The sequence below is a fragment of the Streptomyces sp. NPDC048290 genome (genome assembly GCF_040652095.1).
In the GTDB taxonomy this organism is placed as follows: domain Bacteria; phylum Actinomycetota; class Actinomycetes; order Streptomycetales; family Streptomycetaceae; genus Streptomyces.
This window is the reverse complement of sequence record NZ_JBEZLM010000043.1, coordinates 17,292-35,690: the sequence shown is the minus strand read 5'-3', so window position 1 is coordinate 35,690 and position 18,399 is coordinate 17,292. Positions and strand designations below refer to the sequence as shown.

Sequence of the window (18,399 nt, the reverse complement as noted above, 5' to 3'; positions counted from 1 at the left end):
GGAAACGGAAGAGCCCGATGACGATCCGTGTGATGCTCGTCGACGACCAGGTGCTGCTGCGCACCGGATTCCGGATGGTGCTCGCCGCGCAGCCGGACATGGAGGTCGTCGCGGAGGCGGGCGACGGCGTGGAGGCGCTCCAGGTGCTCGGCGCGACCGCTGTGGACGTCGTCCTGATGGATGTCCGGATGCCGAAGCTGGACGGCGTGGAGACGACCCGCCGGATCTGCCTGGAGCCCGATCCCCCCAAGGTGCTCATCCTGACCACCTTCGACCTCGACGAGTACGCCTTCTCCGGCCTCAAGGCGGGCGCCTCCGGTTTCATGCTCAAGGACGTGCCGCCGGGCGAGCTGCTGACCGCGATCCGCTCCGTGCACAGCGGGGACGCCGTGGTGGCCCCGTCGACCACCCGGCGCCTGCTGGACCGGTTCGCGCCGATGCTGCCCAGCACCGGCAAGCAGCCCGAGCACAAGGAGCTGGGGCGGCTCACCGACCGCGAGCGCGAGGTGATGGTGCTGGTCGCGCAGGGGCTGTCCAACGGGGAGATCGCCGCGCGGCTGGTGCTGTCCGAGGCGACCGTGAAGACGCACGTCGGCCGCATCCTCACCAAGCTGGGGCTGCGCGACCGGGTGCAGGTGGTGGTGCTGGCGTACGAGACGGGGCTCGTGCGGGCGGGCGGACAGGGCTGACCTCCGCCCGGGGCGCCGGTAGGGTCTGCGCATGCTCCTGTGGATCAACGGCCCCTTCGGGGGCGGCAAGACACAGACCGCACACGAGATCGCGCGCCGCCTGCCCGGCAGTGTGATCTGCGACCCCGAACTCCCCGGCTTCGGCCTGAACCGGATGCTCCCGACCGGGCTGCGCGGCGACTTCCAGGACCTCGCCGCCTGGCGTCAGGGTGTGGTCGAGGTCCTGGATCTCACCCTCGCCAAGCACGAGGGTGTGGTGATCGCGCCCATGACGGTCACCGACTCCGGCTACTTCGCCGAGACGGTGGGACGGCTGCGCGACCTCGGCCATGACGTCCGGCACTTCACCCTGCTCGCCCGGCGCGAGACCGTGGTGAAACGGCTGCGGGAGCGGGGGCTCGGGCGTGCGGTCCGGTTCGTCACGGGCCGGAAGTCCGTACCGGGTCAGGAGAGCTGGGCCCTACGGCAGGTCGACCACTGTCTGGAACGGCTGCGGGAGCCCGAGTTCGCCGAGCACCTGTGGACGGACGACTCGACGGTCCCCAAGACCGCGGACCGTATCGCCGTCCTGGCGGGGCTGAAGCTGCGGCCCAACACGGAGGGGGCTCTGCGGACGAGGATGCGGCAGGTGGGGGTGGGGGTGCGGCATATTCGGCTGGATTGAGGGTGGGTTTTTTTTGGGGGGGGGCAGTGGTGCGGCTGTGGGGCTGCGGGGGCGTTCCAGAGCCGGTGGGCGGGACCTGGGCCGTTTGAGCTGTCTCGTCCGAGCTGTCCCGGCTGAGCCAGCTGTCCGAACAACCGGACCTACCGGACCATCCGAGCTGTCGGAGCTAGTCCCAAGCTAGTTCCACCTAGTCCGAGCTATCTGAGCACCCCCTCCAGGAAATCGCTCCCCAGTCGGGCCACCACCGCCACATCCAGCTGGTGCTGGACATACCGGCCGCGGCGGCGGGTCGTGACCAGCCCGGCCTTCTTCAGCACACTCAGATGCCGGGATATCTCCGGCGCGGTCATGCCATGCGCCTGGGCCAGCTCCGTCGTCGTGTACGCGCTGCGGGCCAGATGGCGGCAGATGCGCATCCGCACGGGGTGGGACAGGGCCGTCATCCGCAGGGCCAGCTCCTCCACCGAGGCGGGGCGGACCGGCTCCGGGACGCTGACCGGGTAGTGCAGCAGGGGCTGCCAGCCATGGCGGTGCAGCACATTCAGATGCGGGCGGCCCAGGCTCGTCGGGACGAGCAGCAGCCGGCCGCTGGAGGCGATCCGGCCCTCGATCAGCTTGTCCACGACGACCTGCCCGGTCGGCTCGTCGAACCGCACCGCCGGGGACACCGCCGCCAGTGCCTCGGCGAGGCCCTTGCGGCGCAGCAGCTCCGTCTTGTGCCGGGCGTCGGCCGTGAGCTGCGGGCGCAGCTTGTCCCAGATCCCGGCGAAGAACGCCTCCTCGCAGTCCTCCAGGAAGCGCCGCAGCCAGCCCCGGACGCTGGGCGGGTCGTCCAGCAGCCGCTGGGTGAAGCGCAGCTGGCGCTGCCCGCGCGAGGCGGCCACCCCGAGGGCGCGCGCATGTCCCTCGCGGCTTGCCAGGAAGTTCGGCGCCTGGAAGTCGTACCGGAGCGTGCAGGTGAACTCCAGGGCCGCGTCCACGAACTGTTCGTCCGTCAGCTTGTCCAGGAGGTCGAGGTCCTCGGCGAGCGTCCCGCCCGGCAGCACATCGCCCGGGAGCCCGGCGAACGGGGTGAACACGTCCGAGTACGTCGACCGCCACAGGAAGTCCGCCTCGCACATGCGGTCGGCCACATGCGGGTCCAGCCCCGCCGTGACCCCCGTGGCCCAGCCGCGCAGGCCCGGGTGGTGGCCCGGCTCCGCCAGCACATGCAGCGCCATGCACAGCTCGGCCAAGGGGGAGGGCACGACGGCGACCCCCTCCGGCCGCAGCCCTGCCATGTCGATGCGCACACTCATTCCCCCATGGTGCACCCGACCACTGACAATGCCGCCGACCAGCGGCTTTCCCGAGGAATGAGCTGCGTCACCCGATTGACGACGCTCGTCAATCGAAGCGACGTACGGCGTCGGCGCCCGCAGCCTGGAAGACGTCGCGGCACTCGCGGACAAGCCCTCGGCGGCCCGCACCGTGGCTGGCAGGACGGCGCTCACGGTCAGGTCATCGGGCGCCACAGAGCGGCCAGCCCTCGGCACTCGTGGGCGGGCCCTTGGACCCGGGTACTCGTGCGCGAGCCCCCGGCGCCACGGCCCTCGCGGACGAGCCCTTGGACCCCGGCTACTCGTGGACCGGCTACTCCTGGAAAGGCGAACGAACCCTCATGAGCACCACCCAGCAGTACCTGATCGACACCTACCGCGCCGCCCGGCAGGGCGAGCCGATGCCTCCCGCGCCCGGCACGCACGACGTGCGCGTGGTCCGCGAGATCCGCACGTACCGGCGGTTCCGCGCGGTCCTCGCCGGGCGTCCGGCGCCCGCCCGGGTGCGCCGGGCCCTGGCCGCCGTCATGACGGCCACGCGCCGCCACGGCCACGCCCGCTCCACCTGCTGACAGCGGGGCCCGTGAGAGGGCCCGGACCCGACACATAGGGCAGCCGTTCGGGGCAGGGCGCTGTCCTAGGCATGGCCATCCCCGGTGCCCGTACTCACCGGCCGTCGCCGGCCCCGGCGCGCTCGGCCTCCTCCCGGAGGACCGCCACGAACCCGGCCACCGCCGTACGCACATCCGCCGGTGTCCACTCCAGCCCCTCCGCGCGGACCTCGATCTCGGTGTACGCCAGGCCGGGTCCGGGCGTGTCCCAGGACCGGGAGAACAGCAGGGTCCGGGTCTCCTCGGCATGGCGGACGGCTGCCTCGGCGACGATGTCCGCCTCATACGGCAGCCAGAGCTGGAACTCGTGGGTGTGCGGCACCTCGGGGTGGACCCGGAACCAGGGGAGCCCGGCCGAGGCGAGGCCCTCGCGCAGCGCGGCGGCGACCACACGCGCGTGCCGGACGTACTCCGGCAGCCGGGGCAGCTCGCGCTCCAGCCCGGCCAGTGCCGCCAGCACGGTCGGGAACTGCTGGAAGACCAGACCGCCGTACCGGTGCCGCCAGCTCCTGGCCTGGTCCACGAACGGGGCGGGACCGGCGAGCGCGGCGCCGCCGAGGCCGTTGAGGGACTTGTAGAACGACACGTACACGCTGTCGGCGAGGCCCGCGATCTCCGGGAGGGGGCGGCCGAAGTGCTCGGTCGTCTCCCACAGGCGGGCGCCGTCGAAGTGCACCACCGCCTCGCGCTCCCGCGCCGCCGCGACGACCTCCGTCAGCTCCTCGAACGAGGGCAGCACGAAACCGGCGTCCCGCAGCGGCAGCTCCAGCATCAGCGCCCCGAAGGGCTCCTCGAAGTCCCGCACCTCGGCGGCGGTCGGCAGCCGGGGCTCGCGGGTCAGCCGTACCGGGCGCAGTCCGCTGACCTCGCTGAAGGCGTTGCGCTCATGCACCTCGGGATGGGCCAGGGCGTGCAGGGCGACCGTCCGGTCGCCGGTGCGGGCGGCCCAGCAGCGCAGGGCGATCTGCTGGGCCATGGTGCCGGTCGGGAAGAACACGGCGGCCTCCGTGCCGAGCAGCTCGGCGACCTTCTCCTCCAGGGCGGCCACGACGCCGTTGCCGTACATGTCGACGGGCTCGTCGAGGTCGTAGAGGTCGTCGGCACCGTGCAGGACCGCGAGCCGGTCGCGCAGCGAGCTGAGCGCGGTGGAGCGCCCGAGTGCGCGCCGGGCGGCACGGTGGGCGTGTCGGCGCCGTTCGTAGCGGCGTACGCGCTGCTCCTCCGGTGACTCCGGCGCGGCCTCCGGTTCCGGGTCGGGGGCCGCGGCCATGGACGCGGCCGACTCCCGCGCGCCCTGACTGTCCGCCGCGTTCCGGCGATCCCCGTCACCGCCCCCGTGGCCCCGCTCGGCCCCGTCCCGGTGTCCCCTCGCGGTCTCTGCCCCATCGCTCATGCCCGGGATCATCTCCCGCGCCCCGCGCGGGGGCACCCGGTTTTGGGCCGCTCCTGGGGCCGGGTACCCACAGCCTGTGGACAACCGGACGCCTCCGGAACCGATCGCGTTAACATGACGAGAAATCGTCCGGTACCCGGAGCGGACTGGAACGGGAAGGCCGCATTCGCGTGAGTACAGTTCACCAGCCAGACCCCAGGGACCGCCCCGCGCGGCTCACCGTCGGCGTGGTCGGCGCCGGGCGGGTGGGTCCCGCGCTCGCCGTGTCCCTGCAACTCGCCGGACACCGCCCGGTCGCCGTCTCCGGAGTCTCCGACGCCTCCCGGCGACGGGCCGCCGAACTGCTTCCGGACGTGCCGCTCGTGCCGCCCGCCGAAGTGCTGCGACGCGCCGACCTGGTGCTGCTCACGGTGCCCGACGACGCCCTGCCCGCCCTGGTGTCCGGCCTCGCCGAGACCGGCGCCGTACGCCCCGGGCAGCTGCTCGTGCACACCTCCGGCCGCTACGGGGCGCGGGTCCTGGACCCCGCCCTGCGCGCCGGAGCGCTGCCGATCGCCCTGCACCCGGCGATGACGTTCACCGGCACCCGTGTGGACGTCCAGCGCCTCGCGGGCTGCTCGTTCGGTGTCACCGCGCCCGAGGAGCTGCGGATGGCCGCCGAGGCCCTGGTGATCGAGATGGGCGGCGAACCGGAGTGGATCACCGAGGGCAACCGCCCGCTTTACCACGCGGCGCTGGCCCTCGGCGCCAATCACCTCGTCACGCTGGTCGCGCAGTCCATGGAGCTGCTGCGCGAGGCCGGGGTCGGCGCGCCCGACCGGATGCTCGGCCCGCTGCTGGGCGCCGCCCTGGACAACGCCCTGCGCTCCGGTGACGCGGCGCTGACCGGCCCGGTCGCGCGCGGGGACGCGGGGACGGTCGCCGCGCACATCGGTGAGTTGCGCCGGCACTCCCCGGCGATGGTCGCCGGGTACCTGGCGATGGCGCGGGCCACCGCGGACCGGGCGCTGGCGCAGGGGCTGCTGAAGCCGGAACTCGCCGAGGACCTGCTCGGCGTGCTCGCGGAGGGGACCCCTGGTGTCGCGGGCCCCGGCGGCGCGGGCCCCGGTCCGAAAGACCCCGGCCCGAGAGACCGCGACCCTGAAGGCCTCGACCCCGAAGACCCCGGTCCCAAAGACCACCCCGGCCCCGAAGACCCCGGCGCCGAAGGAGACCCCCGATGACCGCCCCGCTGCTGCGGACCGCAGCCGAACTGCACGCCCGCCCCCGTGCCGGGCGCCGCGCCGTCGTGATGACCATGGGCGCCCTCCATGAGGGCCACGCCACGCTGATCCGCTCCGCGCGGGAGGCCGCCGGTCCGGACGGCGAGGTCGTGGTGACGGTCTTCGTCAACCCGCTCCAGTTCGGTGAGAGCGAGGACCTGGACCGCTATCCCCGCACCCTGGAGGCCGACCTCAAGGTCGCCGGACAGGCGGGCGCCGACGTGGTCCTCGCGCCCTCCGTGGACGAGGTCTACCCGGGCGGCGCGCCGCAGGTGCGCATCACCGCGGGCCCCATGGGCGAGCGACTGGAGGGAGCCGCGCGCCCCGGGCACTTCGACGGGATGCTCACCGTCGTCGCCAAGCTCCTCCACCTCACCCGCCCGGACGTGGCGCTGTTCGGGCAGAAGGACGCCCAGCAGCTCGCCCTGATCCGCCGCATGGTGCGGGATCTGAACTTCGGCGTGGACGTCCGCGCGGTGCCGACCGTCCGCGAGGACGACGGACTCGCCCTGTCCTCCCGCAACCGCTTCCTGTCCCCGAAGGAGCGCCGTACGGCGCTGGCGCTGTCCGGCGCCCTGTTCGCCGGGGCCGACCGGCACGCGGCGCAGGAGGCGCTGCGCGCGCGGGCCCGCGAGGTGCCCGCCACCCGGGCCCGCGCGGAGGCGCTCAGCGCGCTCGGCGAGTCCCGTGCGGCGGCCGACGCGCACGCCGTCGCCAAGGCGGCCCCCGGTTCGCCCGCGGCGGTCCGCGCGGCGGCCCGGCTGGTGCTGGACGAGGCCGCCCGGCTGACCCCGCCCCTGGAGCTGGACTATCTGGCGCTGGTCGACCCGGCGGACTTCACCGAGATCGCGGACGGCTTCACCGGCGAGGCCGTGCTCGCCGTCGCCGCGCGGGTGGGCGCGACCCGGCTGATCGACAACCTGCCCCTGACCTTCGGAGCCGCCTCGTGACCAGCCCCAGCACGAACCCCGGCCCCAGCACGAACCCCGGCCCCGACGCGACCCCCGGCCCCGACGCGACCCCCGGCCCCGACGCGGGCACCGGCATACGGCCGCCCGCCCAGAACCCGGGCACACACCCGCCCGCCCAGACCCCGCACACACGCCCCCCCACCGCAAACCCGGCAACACGCCCGCCCGCCCCGACCACCCCCCCACACCCCCCGTCCCCCGACCAGGCCCCCGTCACCGGCATACGCCTGCACGCCCCCGCCCCCGGCTGGTCCATCACCGCGGACGTCGTGGTCGTCGGTTCCGGCGTGGCCGGGCTCACCGCAGCCCTGCGCTGCGAGGCCGAGGGCCTCACCACCGTGGTCGTCACCAAGGCACGGCTCGACGACGGCTCCACGCGCTGGGCGCAGGGCGGCATCGCCGCGGCCCTGGGCGACGGCGACACGCCCGAGCAGCATCTCGCCGACACCCTGGTCGCGGGCGCGGGCCTGTGCGACGAGGACGCCGTCCGCATCCTGGTCACCGAGGGCCCGGACGCCGTACGGCGGCTCATCGCGACCGGCGCCCACTTCGACGAGTCCGCCGAGGGCGGCCTGGAACTCACCCGCGAGGGCGGCCACCACCGCCGCCGGATTGCGCACGCGGGCGGTGACGCCACCGGCGCGGAGATCTCCCGCGCCCTGGTCGAGGCGGCCCGCGCGCGGGGCGTGCGCACCATCGAGAACGCGCTCGTCCTGGACCTGCTGACGGACGCGGAGGGCCGTACCGCGGGTGTCACCCTGCACGTCATGGGAGAGGGCCAGCACGACGGCGTGGGGGCCGTCCACGCGCCCGCCGTGGTCCTCGCGACCGGCGGCATGGGGCAGGTCTTCTCGGCCACCACCAACCCGTCTGTGTCCACCGGCGACGGCGTGGCCCTCGCCCTGCGCGCGGGCGCCGAGGTCAGCGATCTCGAATTCGTCCAGTTCCACCCGACCGTGCTGTTCCTCGGCGCCGACGCGGAGGGCCAGCAGCCGCTGGTCTCGGAGGCCGTCCGGGGTGAGGGCGCCCACCTGGTGGACGGCGACGGGGTGCGCTTCATGGTGGGCCAGCACGAGCTGGCCGAGCTGGCGCCCCGGGACATCGTCGCCAAGGGCATCATGCGGCGGATGCAGGAGCAGGACGCCGAGCACATGTTCCTCGACGCCCGGCACTTCGGCGCCGCCATGTGGGAGCACCGCTTCCCGACCATCCTGGCCGCCTGCCGCGCGCACGGCATCGACCCCGTCCACCAGCCCATCCCGATCGCCCCCGCGGCCCACTACGCCTCCGGGGGCGTCCGCACCGACGCCCGCGGCCGGACGACCGTACGCGGGCTCTACGCGTGCGGCGAGGTCGCCTGCACGGGCGTGCACGGCGCGAACCGGCTCGCCTCCAACTCCCTCCTCGAGGGCCTGGTCTACGCCGAGCGCATCGCCGCTGACATCGCCGCGTGCCGCGCCCGGGACCGGCTCCACGCGCGGGTGCCGCTTCCCGTGCCGCACCCCGAGGTCCCCGAGCACCCGCTGCTGGCCCCCGAGGACCGGTTCGCCATCCAGCGGATCATGACCGACGGAGCGGGCGTACTGCGCTCCGCCGCCTCCCTGGAGCGGGCCTCGGGGGCGCTCCACCGGCTGCACCGGGACGCGCGGGACGCCCTGGACGAGAACGGCAAGACAGCGGAGCCCGGCGTCGACACCTGGGAGGCGACCAACCTGCTGTGCGTGGCCCGGGTCCTGGTCGCCGCCGCGAGGCGGCGCGAGGAGACCCGCGGCTGCCACTGGCGCGAGGACCACGCCGAGCGCGACGACCCGGCGTGGCGCCGCCACATCGTCGTACGGCTGAATCCTGACCGCACGCTCGCGGTGCGTACCACCGATACCGCAGACTTCCCCCCGACCCGCCAGCAACGGCCTTCCCAGGAGCAGTGAGCCCAGTGAGCACCCCCGACCTTCCCCTCGCCCAAGAAGGCGGCTGCGGCGACGGCTGCGCATGCGGCGCCGACGAGGAGTACCCCGAGTGCGGTCTGGACCCCGCGCTCGCCGCACTGCTGGCCGACGCCGGACTCGATCCGCTGGAGGTCGAGGACGTCGCCAATGTGGCCGTCCAGGAGGACCTGGCGGGCGGCGTGGACGTCACCACGGTCGCGACCATCCCCGAGGAGGCCGTCGCGACCGCCGACTTCGTCGCGCGCGAGGCGGGTGTCGTCGCGGGGCTCCGGGTCGCCGAGGCGGTGATCTCGGTGGTCTGCACGGACGAGTTCGAGGTCGAGCGGCATGTCGAGGACGGCGACCGCGTGGCGGCCGGGCAGCCGCTGCTGTCGGTGACCACCCGCACCCGCGACCTGCTGACCGCGGAGCGCAGCGCGCTCAACCTGCTGTGCCGGCTGTCCGGCATCGCCACCGCCACGCGCGCGTGGGCGGACGTCCTGGACGGAACGCGCGCCAAGGTCCGCGACACGCGCAAGACGACCCCCGGGCTGCGCGCCCTGGAGAAGTTCGCGGTGCGCTGCGGCGGCGGCGTCAACCACCGTATGTCGCTCTCCGACGCGGCCCTGGTCAAGGACAATCATGTAGTGGCCGCCGGCGGCGTGTCGCAGGCGTTCAAGGCCGTGCGGGAGGCGTTCCCGGACGTGCCGATCGAGGTCGAGGTCGACACCCTGCACCAGCTCCGCGAGGTCGTGGACGCGGGCGCCGACCTGATCCTGCTCGACAACTTCACCCCCGGCGAGTGCGAGGAGGCCGTGGCCCTCGTGGACGGCCGCGCCACCCTGGAGGCGTCCGGCAGGCTCACCCTGGACAACGCCAGGGCGTACGCGGACACCGGTGTCGACTACCTGGCCGTGGGGGCGCTCACGCACTCCGCGCCCATCCTCGACATCGGCCTCGACCTGCGCGCGGCGGAGTAGGGAGCGGGACGGCCATGCTGCTGACGATCGACGTAGGCAACACGCACACGGTGCTCGGCCTGTTCGACGGCGAGGACATCGTCGAACACTGGCGCATCTCCACGGACGCCCGCCGCACCGCGGACGAGCTGGCGGTGCTCCTCCAGGGCCTCATGGGCATGCACCCGCTGCTCGGCGACGAACTGGGCGACGGCATCGACGGCATCGCCATCTGCGCCACCGTCCCCTCCGTGCTGCACGAACTGCGCGAGGTGACCCGCCGCTACTACGGCGACGTCCCGGCCGTCCTGGTCGAACCGGGCGTCAAGACCGGCGTGCCGATCCTCACCGACAACCCCAAGGAGGTCGGCGCGGACCGCATCATCAACGCGGTCGCCGCGGTCGAGCTGTACGGCGGTCCCGCGATCGTCGTGGACTTCGGCACGGCGACGACGTTCGACGCGGTCAGCGCGCGCGGGGAGTACGTCGGCGGGGTCATCGCGCCCGGCATCGAGATCTCCGTCGAGGCGCTCGGCGTGCGCGGCGCCCAGCTCCGCAAGATCGAGGTGGCCCGGCCGCGCAGCGTGATCGGCAAGAACACCGTCGAGGCCATGCAGGCGGGCATCATCTTCGGCTTCGCCGGGCAGGTCGACGGCGTGGTCAACCGCATGGCCCGCGAGCTGGCCGACGACCCCGAGGACGTCACCGTCATCGCCACCGGCGGACTCGCCCCCATGGTCCTCGGCGAGTCCTCGGTCATCGACGAGCACGAGCCCTGGCTGACCCTGGTCGGCCTGCGCCTGGTCTACGAACGGAACGTCTCCCGCATGTAGCGCACGGCCGGCGTCGCCGGGGACACGCGCGGACGTGTTTCCGGCGGCAGCCGTACGGCGTCCCGCGCGGGGCGGGCCTGGACGGATCTCCTGCGCGCCCCCGGGGACAGCCACAGGCCCGCCGCCGCCCGCCACCCGGGTATCTCGGCCACGCCACACCCGCGCCCCTGTGTCGAGTTTGTCTGATTAGTGCGTATCTTTGGGATATGCCCACGCCTTACGGATCACGTGGCGGCATGGCGTTCGGCGGGGAGGAGCTGCGCGTGATCCGGCGCGCTCTCGCCCTCGCCCTGGAACCCGGCCGCTCCTCGGACGAGGACGTTCAGGACTGTCTCCGGCTCGCCGAGTCGCTCGACGAGGCGACGCGCGAGGCCGCGCGGCTGAGGGCCTTCCTCGTGGCCGACCTGGCCCGCTACCGGTCCGCGCTCCCCGGCACCGCCAGCGGCTATCTGACGCTCCTGGAGGAGGTCCTGGCCGCCGGGTACCGCCCTGTCGCCGACGACCTCGCCGCCCTGCGCGCCCTGCGCGGCAATCCGGCCGCCGCGGCCCTCCTCGGCCGCTGCCAGACCCTCGCGGAGCGGGACGTACGCACCCGCCTGGCGCGGCGTACGGCGCTGCGCACCGGCCGCCCGGACCTCCCGGCCGTCCCGGTCTCCCGGACCCGTCTGACGGCCCTTCCCGGCGGTCTGTCGGCCGACGGCGGACAGCTGGCCGAGCCCGGCCGCAAGCCCGCGGAGAAGAAGCCCGCCGACAAACCCGCCCGGCAGCCCGGCAAGCGCCCCGAGCAGCCCGCCCCGCAGCCCGCGCGGCGCCCCATCCCCACCCCGGGCGAGGTCTTCCCGCGCCGCAAGCCCCCACAGCCGCCCGCGGGCCCACCCCAGCAACTCGCGGCGGGCTGAGCGCCGCCCCGCAGGGCTGCCCCTCGGGCGCCCCCACGGGGCGGGCCCTGCGGCGCCCCCTGGGGACGCCCCCTGCGGACGGGCTCCGCGACCGAGCCCACCGTGTGCCTCTCCGGGGCATCGCGCGGGGTTGCTGCTGGGGCCCTCCGGCCGAAGCGCCGCCATACCGGCCCGTCACGCGCCCCCTGGGCCGGAGCGGCAGCGACCCCAGGCGGCGGGGCCGATCCCGCAGTGGTCGGGGCCACCGGCGAAGGCACCGCGCGGAGCCGCAGCGTGGCCCCACCGCCTATAGGGCGCGTCCCATCACCACCAGGCGAAGCCCTCGCTCGGCCTCGCCGAACGACAGCACCAGAGCCCTTGCAGGCAGCTCCCCTGCTGCCGCGTCAGACGGGGCCGCCGCAGGGACTCAGCCGGGCGAGCCTGGGACGAGCCGCCGCGCGGGGCACCACAGAACCCCTCCCGGCGGGACCGCCGGCCAGCCTCTCCCCAGTAGAAGGCCACACACATGTCGCAGCCCTCCCGGACGACCCCACGGGGAAGGCACTGCCGCGATCCACCAGCGACGGCATCCGCTGGACCCACGACCCGTCGCTGTGCCTGCCCAGCGGCAGCATCGTGACGGCGTCGTCGTAAGGCCCCCACAGAGCCGCCCCCTGTGAAGGCGCCACATGAGCTCGCCATCAACGCCACCGGATGGCGTCACCGCACGACAGACCTCGCCCCTCGCCCAAGGCCCCTCACCCGGCACCGAGCACCTGGCGCCCGCCCTCTACACGCACCCCGCCCCAAGGCCCCTCACCCGGCACCGAGCACCTGGCACCCGCCCCCTACACGCGCTCCTCGCCCAAGGCCCCTCACCCGGCACCGAGCACCTGGCACCCGCCCCCTACACGCGCCCCTCGCCCAAGGCCCCTCACCCGGCACCGAGCACCCGGCACCCACCCCCCACACCCGCCCCGCCCCAAGCCCCCCCACCCCCAAGCCCCCCACCCCGCGTCTACCCTTGCCCCATGGACTACGTCTCCGCGCTGCTGCCCCCCGCCGTGATGGCCGTCTTCTTCATCGGTGTGATCCGCGTGATCGTGAAGACCCAGGGCGGGACCCAGAAGACCAAGGAGGACGCGGCCGTCGACGCCGCCCTCGCGCGCGCGGAGAGCGTCCGGCAGACGTCCTCCGCGACCGCCAAGGCCGACGACTGACCGTTCGCCCTCCCGCACGCGCGCCGCACATGTCCGGCGCCGCGCCCCGGCACTCGCACCCTCCCCACCCGCCCGTTTTGTTCCTCTTTTCGGTAAAGACGCACGTCCATCACGTCATCACCGGTATCTCCCGCTAATGTGCTGAGTTGTGCCTCGCCCATTGGGAGAACTCGAAGACGCCGTCATGACCCGGGTGTGGAAGTGGAACCGCCCGGTGACCGTTCGAGAAGTCCTGGAAGACCTTCAGCAGGAACGGTCCATCGCGTACACCACGGTGATGACCGTTTTGGACAATCTCCATCAGAAGGGCTGGGTCCGCCGTGAGGCGGAAGGCCGGGCCTATCGATATGAGGCGGTCTCCACCAGGGCCGCCTACGCCGCCGCCCTGATGAACGACGCATGGGCGCAGAGCGACAACCCGGCGGCGGCTCTCGTCGCCTTCTTCGGCATGATGAGCGAGGAACAGCGCCATGCCCTCGCCGACGCCGTCCGCATCGTCCAGGGACCGGAATCACCACAAGAACCGGAACCCGGGCAAGCCGCCCCCCAGAACACCGGGGAGAAGACCGCCGAGAACCCGGCCGAGAAGCCCGGTGAGAACCCCGGCGCGGCACCGGAGGGCGGCGGGCGATAGCGTCCGTTCATGTCCGCACAGAGCGCAGAGAGCCCCGAAGTCACCGCTAAAGCCATCACCGTCCGACGGGCCCGGACCAGCGATGTGCCCACGGTGCGCGCACTACTGGACGCGTACGCCCGCGACCGCATCCTGCTCGACAAAGCGACGGTGACCCTTTACGAGGACATCCAGGAGTTCTGGGTCGCCGAACGCGACGACAACGCCGAGGTCGTCGGCTGCGGCGCGCTGCACGTCATGTGGGAAGACCTGGCGGAAGTCCGCACTCTCGCGGTGAAGCCCGGACTCAAGGGCGCCGGAGTGGGCCATCAGTTGCTGGAGAAGTTGCTGGAGACCGCGCGCTGGCTGGGCGTTCGCCGGGTTTTCTGTCTCACCTTCGAAGTGGACTTCTTCAGCGGTCACGGCTTCGTGGAGATCGGTGAGACACCGGTCGACACCGATGTCTACGCGGAGCTCATGCGTTCTTACGACGAGGGCGTCGCGGAGTTCCTCGGTCTCGAACGAGTGAAACCGAACACCTTGGGCAACAGTCGGATGCTGCTGCATCTGTGATCGTCATGGCATTTCCCGCCGTACCCCCTTGCCCAGGTTCCCTATGTCCGAAACGCGCATGTTTCATGGTGGCCGCCGCCCTGTGAGTCTCTCCCAGGGGTTTGTGTTTTTCCAGCAAAAGCGGTTTGCTTTCCGACGTACTGCGTACTGCATATAACAGGGGAGCGGCGAAACGGCGGACGCCGCAGACCCTGGCCCTCACGTTATCGATGAAAGGAAATCCGGTGGCACAGAAGGTTCAGGTCCTTCTTGTCGACGACCTCGACGGCGGCGAGGCGGACGAGACCGTGACGTTCGCGCTGGACGGCAAGACCTACGAGATCGATCTCACGACGGCCAATGCGGACAGTCTGCGTGGCCTTCTTGATCCGTATGTGAAGGGCGGTCGGCGTACCGGTGGCCGTGCTTCGGGCGGACGTGGAAAGGCGCGCGCCGCTTCCGGTGGCAGCCAGGACACCGCGGCGATCCGTGCCTGGGCGAAGGAGAACGGTTACGAGGTCAACGACCGTGGCCGCGTTCCCGCGACCATTCGCGAGGCCTACGAGAAGGCCAACGCCTGAGCGCACGAGCGCCGCAGCCGGATGCGGTGGCAGTGAGTGGCCACCGTGTCCACGAGCCGTACGAGATCGGGGGCGCCCCCACCGCCCCCCACGGCCGACAGGCCCGACCGCGCGGTCCGCGTGGTCCGTGCTGACAGCGTCGGCAGCCTCGGCAGCGAGGATTCCGCCTCGCACCCCGGCTCGGGGGGCCGCAACCACACGGCGGCCCCCGGCAAGGCACCCTCACGGGGCTCATCGCGCAGGGAAGGCAGCGGATTCTCCGCGCCCCCAGCGTTCCTCGTGACCCCCGCGACCGCCCCCGCGCGGCGCGGCGGCACCGGCGCCGCCATCACCCCGCCCGCCCCGATCGCCTCCAGATCGAGGTCCGCGGCCAGCGCGCCCCACTCCAGCCAGTCCAGCAGTCCCGGCAGCTCCTCGGCGGACCCCGGAGCCAGCAGCAGCCGCATCCGGACGCCGCTCCGCGCGCCCCGGCCGCCGCCCGCAGCGCCCGCGCCGGCCCTCATGCCCGCGCCCGCCCTTGTGCCCGCGTCCGGGCCCGCCGCTCTCAGTGCGACGCCCCCGCCCGCCCCGGCGCCCGCCGCCCCACCCCCCGGACCCGCGCCCACAGCCGCCCCAGCCCCCGACGCCCCCGCGTCCCCCGCGTCCCCCGCGTCCCCCGCGTCCACCAAGGCCACCGGAGACCCCGGCGCCAGATGACGCAGCCCGGCGCGCCCCGCCTCGGCCGGTACGTCCAGGACGTCGAAGCGCACACCCACCCGAAGCCGGAGCGGCGATCCGGGCACTGTCGGCCAGCCCAGTTCGTTCTCGTACCACCGCCGCACGTCCCCGCAGGTCATGTCGAGGTCCAGCGGTCCGCGGGGGCCGGGGACCACACCGACCCCGTCGGCCTTGTCGGCCTCGCCGACTCCGCCGTACGGGAAAAGGGCGTCAGCCATGCCTCGTGCAACCGGTTCCCGACCACGGAGTTACGCTGAGTGTGTTTATGAATGCGGAGAGTGGCGAAAATGGGGGCGTGTGGGGGTGCGGGGCAGCGCAAGGTTGTTCGCCCGTAGCGGAGGGAACCAGGGCGCGCGGCATGGACTGTCAGTGGCGGAGGGTAAGACATGCCTAGTGGGAGGGGGCGACACGCAGGAAAGGCCGTCTCGCGTTCGCCATCGGCGTACAGATGGCAGGGGTAACTGCCTGGCCTGCGGGAACATCGTCTCGCACCATCGGGTTGGAGCTGTTGTCGTCATTCGGGGTCAGGAGGCAGACGTGGTTCTCGGTCCGGTGTCGGCAGTTGGAATGAGCGGTCCCCGCTTGCGGGACTAAGCTGCGGAAGGACAGGGAGGGGAAGTTCCCCCCACTGCCTGACCGCTCTGAGGAGCGATTAACGATGTTCGAGAGGTTCACCGACCGCGCGCGGCGGGTTGTCGTCCTGGCTCAGGAAGAAGCCCGGATGCTCAACCACAACTACATCGGCACCGAGCACATCCTCCTGGGCCTGATCCACGAGGGTGAGGGTGTCGCCGCAAAGGCCCTGGAGAGCCTCGGCATTTCGCTTGAGGCGGTCCGTCAGCAGGTCGAGGAGATCATCGGCCAGGGCCAGCAGGCCCCGTCCGGGCACATCCCCTTCACCCCCCGTGCCAAGAAGGTCCTGGAGCTGTCGCTCCGCGAGGCCCTTCAGCTGGGCCACAACTACATCGGCACGGAGCACATCCTGCTCGGCCTGATCCGTGAGGGCGAGGGCGTCGCCGCCCAGGTCCTGGTCAAGCTGGGCGCCGATCTCAACCGTGTCCGCCAGCAGGTCATCCAGCTGCTGTCGGGCTACCAGGGCAAGGAGACCGCCACCGCCGGCGGCCCCGCGGAGGGCACGCCCTCCACGTCCCTGGTCCTCGACCAGTTCGGCCGGAACCTCACCCAGGCCGCCCGTGAGTCCAAGCTCGACCCGGTCATCGGGCGCGAGAAGGAGATCGAGCGGGTCATGCAGGTGCTGTCCCGCCGCACCAAGAACAACCCGGTCCTGATCGGTGAGCCCGGCGTCGGCAAGACCGCCGTCGTCGAGGGCCTCGCCCAGGCCATCGTCAAGGGCGAGGTGCCCGAGACGCTCAAGGACAAGCACCTCTACACCCTGGACCTCGGCGCCCTGGTCGCCGGCTCCCGCTACCGCGGTGACTTCGAGGAGCGCCTGAAGAAGGTCCTCAAGGAGATCCGCACCCGCGGCGACATCATCCTGTTCATCGACGAGCTGCACACGCTGGTCGGTGCGGGTGCCGCCGAGGGCGCCATCGACGCCGCCTCGATCCTCAAGCCGATGCTGGCCCGCGGCGAGCTCCAGACCATCGGTGCCACGACGCTGGACGAGTACCGCAAGCACCTGGAGAAGGACGCGGCCCTGGAGCGCCGCTTCCAGCCGATCCAGGTCGCCGAGCCGTCCCTGTCGCACACCATCGAGATCCTCAAGGGCCTGCGCGACCGCTACGAGGCCCACCACCGCGTCTCCATCACCGACGAGGCGCTGGTCCAGGCCGCCACCCTGGCCGACCGGTACATCTCGGACCGCTTCCTGCCGGACAAGGCGATCGACCTGATCGACGAGGCCGGCTCCCGGATGCGTATCCGCCGGATGACCGCGCCGCCGGACCTGCGCGAGTTCGACGAGAAGATCGCCGGTGTCCGCCGCGACAAGGAGTCCGCGATCGACTCGCAGGACTTCGAGAAGGCCGCCTCCCTGCGCGACAAGGAGAAGCAGCTCCTCGCCGCGAAGGCCAAGCGGGAGAAGGAGTGGAAGGCCGGCGACATGGACGTCGTGGCCGAGGTCGACGGCGAGCTGATCGCCGAGGTCCTCTCCACCGCCACCGGCATCCCGGTCTTCGAGCTGACCGAGGAGGAGTCCAGCCGCCTGCTCCGCATGGAGGAGGAGCTGCACAAGCGGGTCATCGGCCAGATCGACGCCGTCAAGGCGCTGTCCAAGGCGATCCGCCGTACGCGCGCCGGTCTGAAGGACCCCAAGCGTCCCGGTGGCTCGTTCATCTTCGCCGGTCCGTCCGGTGTCGGTAAGACCGAGCTGTCCAAGGCGCTCGCCGAGTTCCTCTTCGGCGACGAGGACGCGCTGATCTCCCTCGACATGTCGGAGTTCAGCGAGAAGCACACGGTCTCCCGGCTCTTCGGTTCGCCCCCCGGCTACGTGGGCTACGAAGAGGGCGGCCAGCTCACCGAGAAGGTGCGCCGCAAGCCGTTCTCCGTCGTCCTGTTCGACGAGGTCGAGAAGGCCCACCCGGACATCTTCAACTCGCTGCTCCAGATCCTGGAGGACGGTCGGCTGACCGACTCCCAGGGCCGGGTCGTGGACTTCAAGAACACGGTCATCATCATGACGACCAACCTCGGCACCCGGGACATCTCCAAGGGCTTCAACCTGGGCTTCGCCGCCCAGGGCGACACGAAGACCAACTACGAGCGCATGAAGAACAAGGTCCAGGACGAGCTGAAGCAGCACTTCCGGCCCGAGTTCCTCAACCGCGTCGACGACGTGGTCGTCTTCCCGCAGCTCACCCAGGCCGACATCCTCGCGATCGTCGACCTGATGATCGGCAAGGTCGACGAGCGGCTCAAGGACCGGGACATGGGCATCGAGCTGTCCCAGTCCGCGAAGGAACTCCTGTCGCAGAAGGGCTACGACCCCGTGCTGGGCGCCCGGCCGCTGCGCCGGACCATCCAGCGCGAGATCGAGGACTCCCTGTCGGAGAAGATCCTCTTCGGCGAGCTGCGCCCCGGCCACATCGTGGTCGTGGACACGGAGGGCGAGGGCGAGAGCAAGACCTTCACCTTCCGCGGCGAGGAGAAGTCCGCGCTGCCCGACGCACCGCCGATCGAGCAGGCGGCCGGCGGGGCGGGGCCGAATCTGAGCAAGGAGGCGTGACGATCACGCCGTGAGGGACGAGCAAAGG

The 18,399-nt window shown here is 72.4% G+C and carries 17 protein-coding genes; 14 read left to right on the top strand and 3 right to left on the bottom strand.

What is annotated here, in order from left to right; genetic code table 11:
• Positions 1-17 precede the first annotated feature (17 nt).
• Positions 18-689, top strand: coding sequence for a response regulator transcription factor (locus AB0D49_RS40260; protein ID WP_362768728.1), 672 nt, complete (start codon positions 18-20; stop codon positions 687-689).
• Positions 690-720: 31 nt separating this feature from the next.
• A complete protein-coding gene (locus AB0D49_RS40255; protein ID WP_362768725.1) occupies positions 721-1,353 on the top strand; it encodes an AAA family ATPase in 633 nt (210 codons plus the stop codon).
• Positions 1,354-1,550: 197 nt separating this feature from the next.
• On the opposite strand, the gene AB0D49_RS40250 is transcribed toward AB0D49_RS40255, so the two are convergent.
• Entirely contained in the window at positions 1,551-2,651 is a 1,101-nt protein-coding gene (locus AB0D49_RS40250) for a DUF5937 family protein (RefSeq protein WP_362768722.1), read from the bottom strand.
• 362 nt (positions 2,652-3,013) lie between these two features.
• Between AB0D49_RS40250 and AB0D49_RS40245 the strand changes: the two genes are divergently transcribed.
• Complete coding sequence (locus tag AB0D49_RS40245; RefSeq protein ID WP_362768719.1) at positions 3,014-3,244, top strand: hypothetical protein; 231 nt, start codon at positions 3,014-3,016, stop codon at positions 3,242-3,244.
• 94 nt (positions 3,245-3,338) lie between these two features.
• On the opposite strand, the gene AB0D49_RS40240 is transcribed toward AB0D49_RS40245, so the two are convergent.
• A complete protein-coding gene (locus AB0D49_RS40240) occupies positions 3,339-4,553 on the bottom strand; it encodes an aminotransferase class I/II-fold pyridoxal phosphate-dependent enzyme (RefSeq protein WP_362768760.1) in 1,215 nt (404 codons plus the stop codon).
• Between the two features lie 293 nt (positions 4,554-4,846).
• On the opposite strand from AB0D49_RS40240, the gene AB0D49_RS40235 reads away from it, so the two are divergent.
• From AB0D49_RS40235 to AB0D49_RS40190, 10 genes are all read left to right on the top strand, one after another.
• On the top strand, positions 4,847-5,899 hold the full coding sequence (locus AB0D49_RS40235; protein WP_362768716.1) for a DUF2520 domain-containing protein: 1,053 nt from the start codon (positions 4,847-4,849) through the stop codon (positions 5,897-5,899).
• On the top strand, positions 5,896-6,888 hold the full coding sequence (gene panC, locus AB0D49_RS40230; protein WP_362768713.1) for a pantoate--beta-alanine ligase: 993 nt from the start codon (positions 5,896-5,898) through the stop codon (positions 6,886-6,888). The genes AB0D49_RS40235 and panC overlap by 4 nt, the downstream gene beginning before the upstream one ends.
• 242 nt (positions 6,889-7,130) lie before the next feature.
• A complete protein-coding gene (locus tag AB0D49_RS40225; RefSeq protein WP_362768757.1) occupies positions 7,131-8,837 on the top strand; it encodes an L-aspartate oxidase in 1,707 nt (568 codons plus the stop codon).
• A gap of 5 nt (positions 8,838-8,842) precedes the next feature.
• On the top strand, positions 8,843-9,814 hold the full coding sequence (gene nadC, locus AB0D49_RS40220; RefSeq protein ID WP_362768710.1) for a carboxylating nicotinate-nucleotide diphosphorylase: 972 nt from the start codon (positions 8,843-8,845) through the stop codon (positions 9,812-9,814).
• A gap of 14 nt (positions 9,815-9,828) precedes the next feature.
• Positions 9,829-10,626 carry a type III pantothenate kinase gene (locus AB0D49_RS40215; RefSeq protein ID WP_362768707.1) on the top strand — a complete coding sequence of 266 codons (798 nt, stop codon included), beginning with the start codon at positions 9,829-9,831 and terminating at the stop codon, positions 10,624-10,626.
• A 236-nt stretch (positions 10,627-10,862) separates the two neighbouring features.
• A complete protein-coding gene (locus AB0D49_RS40210) occupies positions 10,863-11,525 on the top strand; it encodes a hypothetical protein (RefSeq protein ID WP_362768754.1) in 663 nt (220 codons plus the stop codon).
• Between the two features lie 1,010 nt (positions 11,526-12,535).
• On the top strand, positions 12,536-12,724 hold the full coding sequence (locus AB0D49_RS40205) for a hypothetical protein (protein WP_362768704.1): 189 nt from the start codon (positions 12,536-12,538) through the stop codon (positions 12,722-12,724).
• A 148-nt stretch (positions 12,725-12,872) separates the two neighbouring features.
• Positions 12,873-13,358, top strand: coding sequence for a BlaI/MecI/CopY family transcriptional regulator (locus AB0D49_RS40200; protein ID WP_362768702.1), 486 nt, complete (start codon positions 12,873-12,875; stop codon positions 13,356-13,358).
• A 9-nt stretch (positions 13,359-13,367) separates the two neighbouring features.
• Entirely contained in the window at positions 13,368-13,910 is a 543-nt protein-coding gene (locus tag AB0D49_RS40195) for an amino-acid N-acetyltransferase (protein WP_362768699.1), read from the top strand.
• A gap of 224 nt (positions 13,911-14,134) precedes the next feature.
• On the top strand, positions 14,135-14,470 hold the full coding sequence (locus AB0D49_RS40190; RefSeq protein WP_362768696.1) for an Lsr2 family protein: 336 nt from the start codon (positions 14,135-14,137) through the stop codon (positions 14,468-14,470).
• Here the strand turns inward: AB0D49_RS40190 and AB0D49_RS40185 are convergent.
• Positions 14,449-15,306, bottom strand: coding sequence for an SCO3374 family protein (locus AB0D49_RS40185; protein WP_362768751.1), 858 nt, complete (start codon positions 15,304-15,306; stop codon positions 14,449-14,451). The genes AB0D49_RS40190 and AB0D49_RS40185 overlap by 22 nt on opposite strands.
• Positions 15,307-15,845: 539 nt before the next feature.
• On the opposite strand from AB0D49_RS40185, the gene AB0D49_RS40180 reads away from it, so the two are divergent.
• Complete coding sequence (locus tag AB0D49_RS40180; RefSeq protein WP_362768693.1) at positions 15,846-18,371, top strand: ATP-dependent Clp protease ATP-binding subunit; 2,526 nt, start codon at positions 15,846-15,848, stop codon at positions 18,369-18,371.
• Positions 18,372-18,399: the final 28 nt, after the last annotated feature.

What these genes read in the sequence shown, in the direction of transcription:
- AB0D49_RS40180 (WP_362768693.1), top strand. Translation starts at nt 15,846, where the DNA reads ATGTTCGAGAGGTTCACCGACCGCGCGCGGCGGGTTGTCGTCCTGGCT.
- AB0D49_RS40185 (WP_362768751.1), bottom strand. Translation starts at nt 15,306, where the DNA reads ATGACCTGCGGGGACGTGCGGCGGTGGTACGAGAACGAACTGGGCTGG.
- AB0D49_RS40205 (WP_362768704.1), top strand. Translation starts at nt 12,536, where the DNA reads ATGGACTACGTCTCCGCGCTGCTGCCCCCCGCCGTGATGGCCGTCTTC.
- AB0D49_RS40240 (WP_362768760.1), bottom strand. Translation starts at nt 4,553, where the DNA reads ATGGCCGCGGCCCCCGACCCGGAACCGGAGGCCGCGCCGGAGTCACCG.
- AB0D49_RS40245 (WP_362768719.1), top strand. Translation starts at nt 3,014, where the DNA reads ATGAGCACCACCCAGCAGTACCTGATCGACACCTACCGCGCCGCCCGG.
- AB0D49_RS40215 (WP_362768707.1), top strand. Translation starts at nt 9,829, where the DNA reads ATGCTGCTGACGATCGACGTAGGCAACACGCACACGGTGCTCGGCCTG.
- AB0D49_RS40260 (WP_362768728.1), top strand. Translation starts at nt 18, where the DNA reads ATGACGATCCGTGTGATGCTCGTCGACGACCAGGTGCTGCTGCGCACC.
- AB0D49_RS40195 (WP_362768699.1), top strand. Translation starts at nt 13,368, where the DNA reads ATGTCCGCACAGAGCGCAGAGAGCCCCGAAGTCACCGCTAAAGCCATC.
- AB0D49_RS40250 (WP_362768722.1), bottom strand. Translation starts at nt 2,651, where the DNA reads ATGAGTGTGCGCATCGACATGGCAGGGCTGCGGCCGGAGGGGGTCGCC.
- AB0D49_RS40255 (WP_362768725.1), top strand. Translation starts at nt 721, where the DNA reads ATGCTCCTGTGGATCAACGGCCCCTTCGGGGGCGGCAAGACACAGACC.
- AB0D49_RS40210 (WP_362768754.1), top strand. Translation starts at nt 10,863, where the DNA reads ATGGCGTTCGGCGGGGAGGAGCTGCGCGTGATCCGGCGCGCTCTCGCC.
- panC (WP_362768713.1), top strand. Translation starts at nt 5,896, where the DNA reads ATGACCGCCCCGCTGCTGCGGACCGCAGCCGAACTGCACGCCCGCCCC.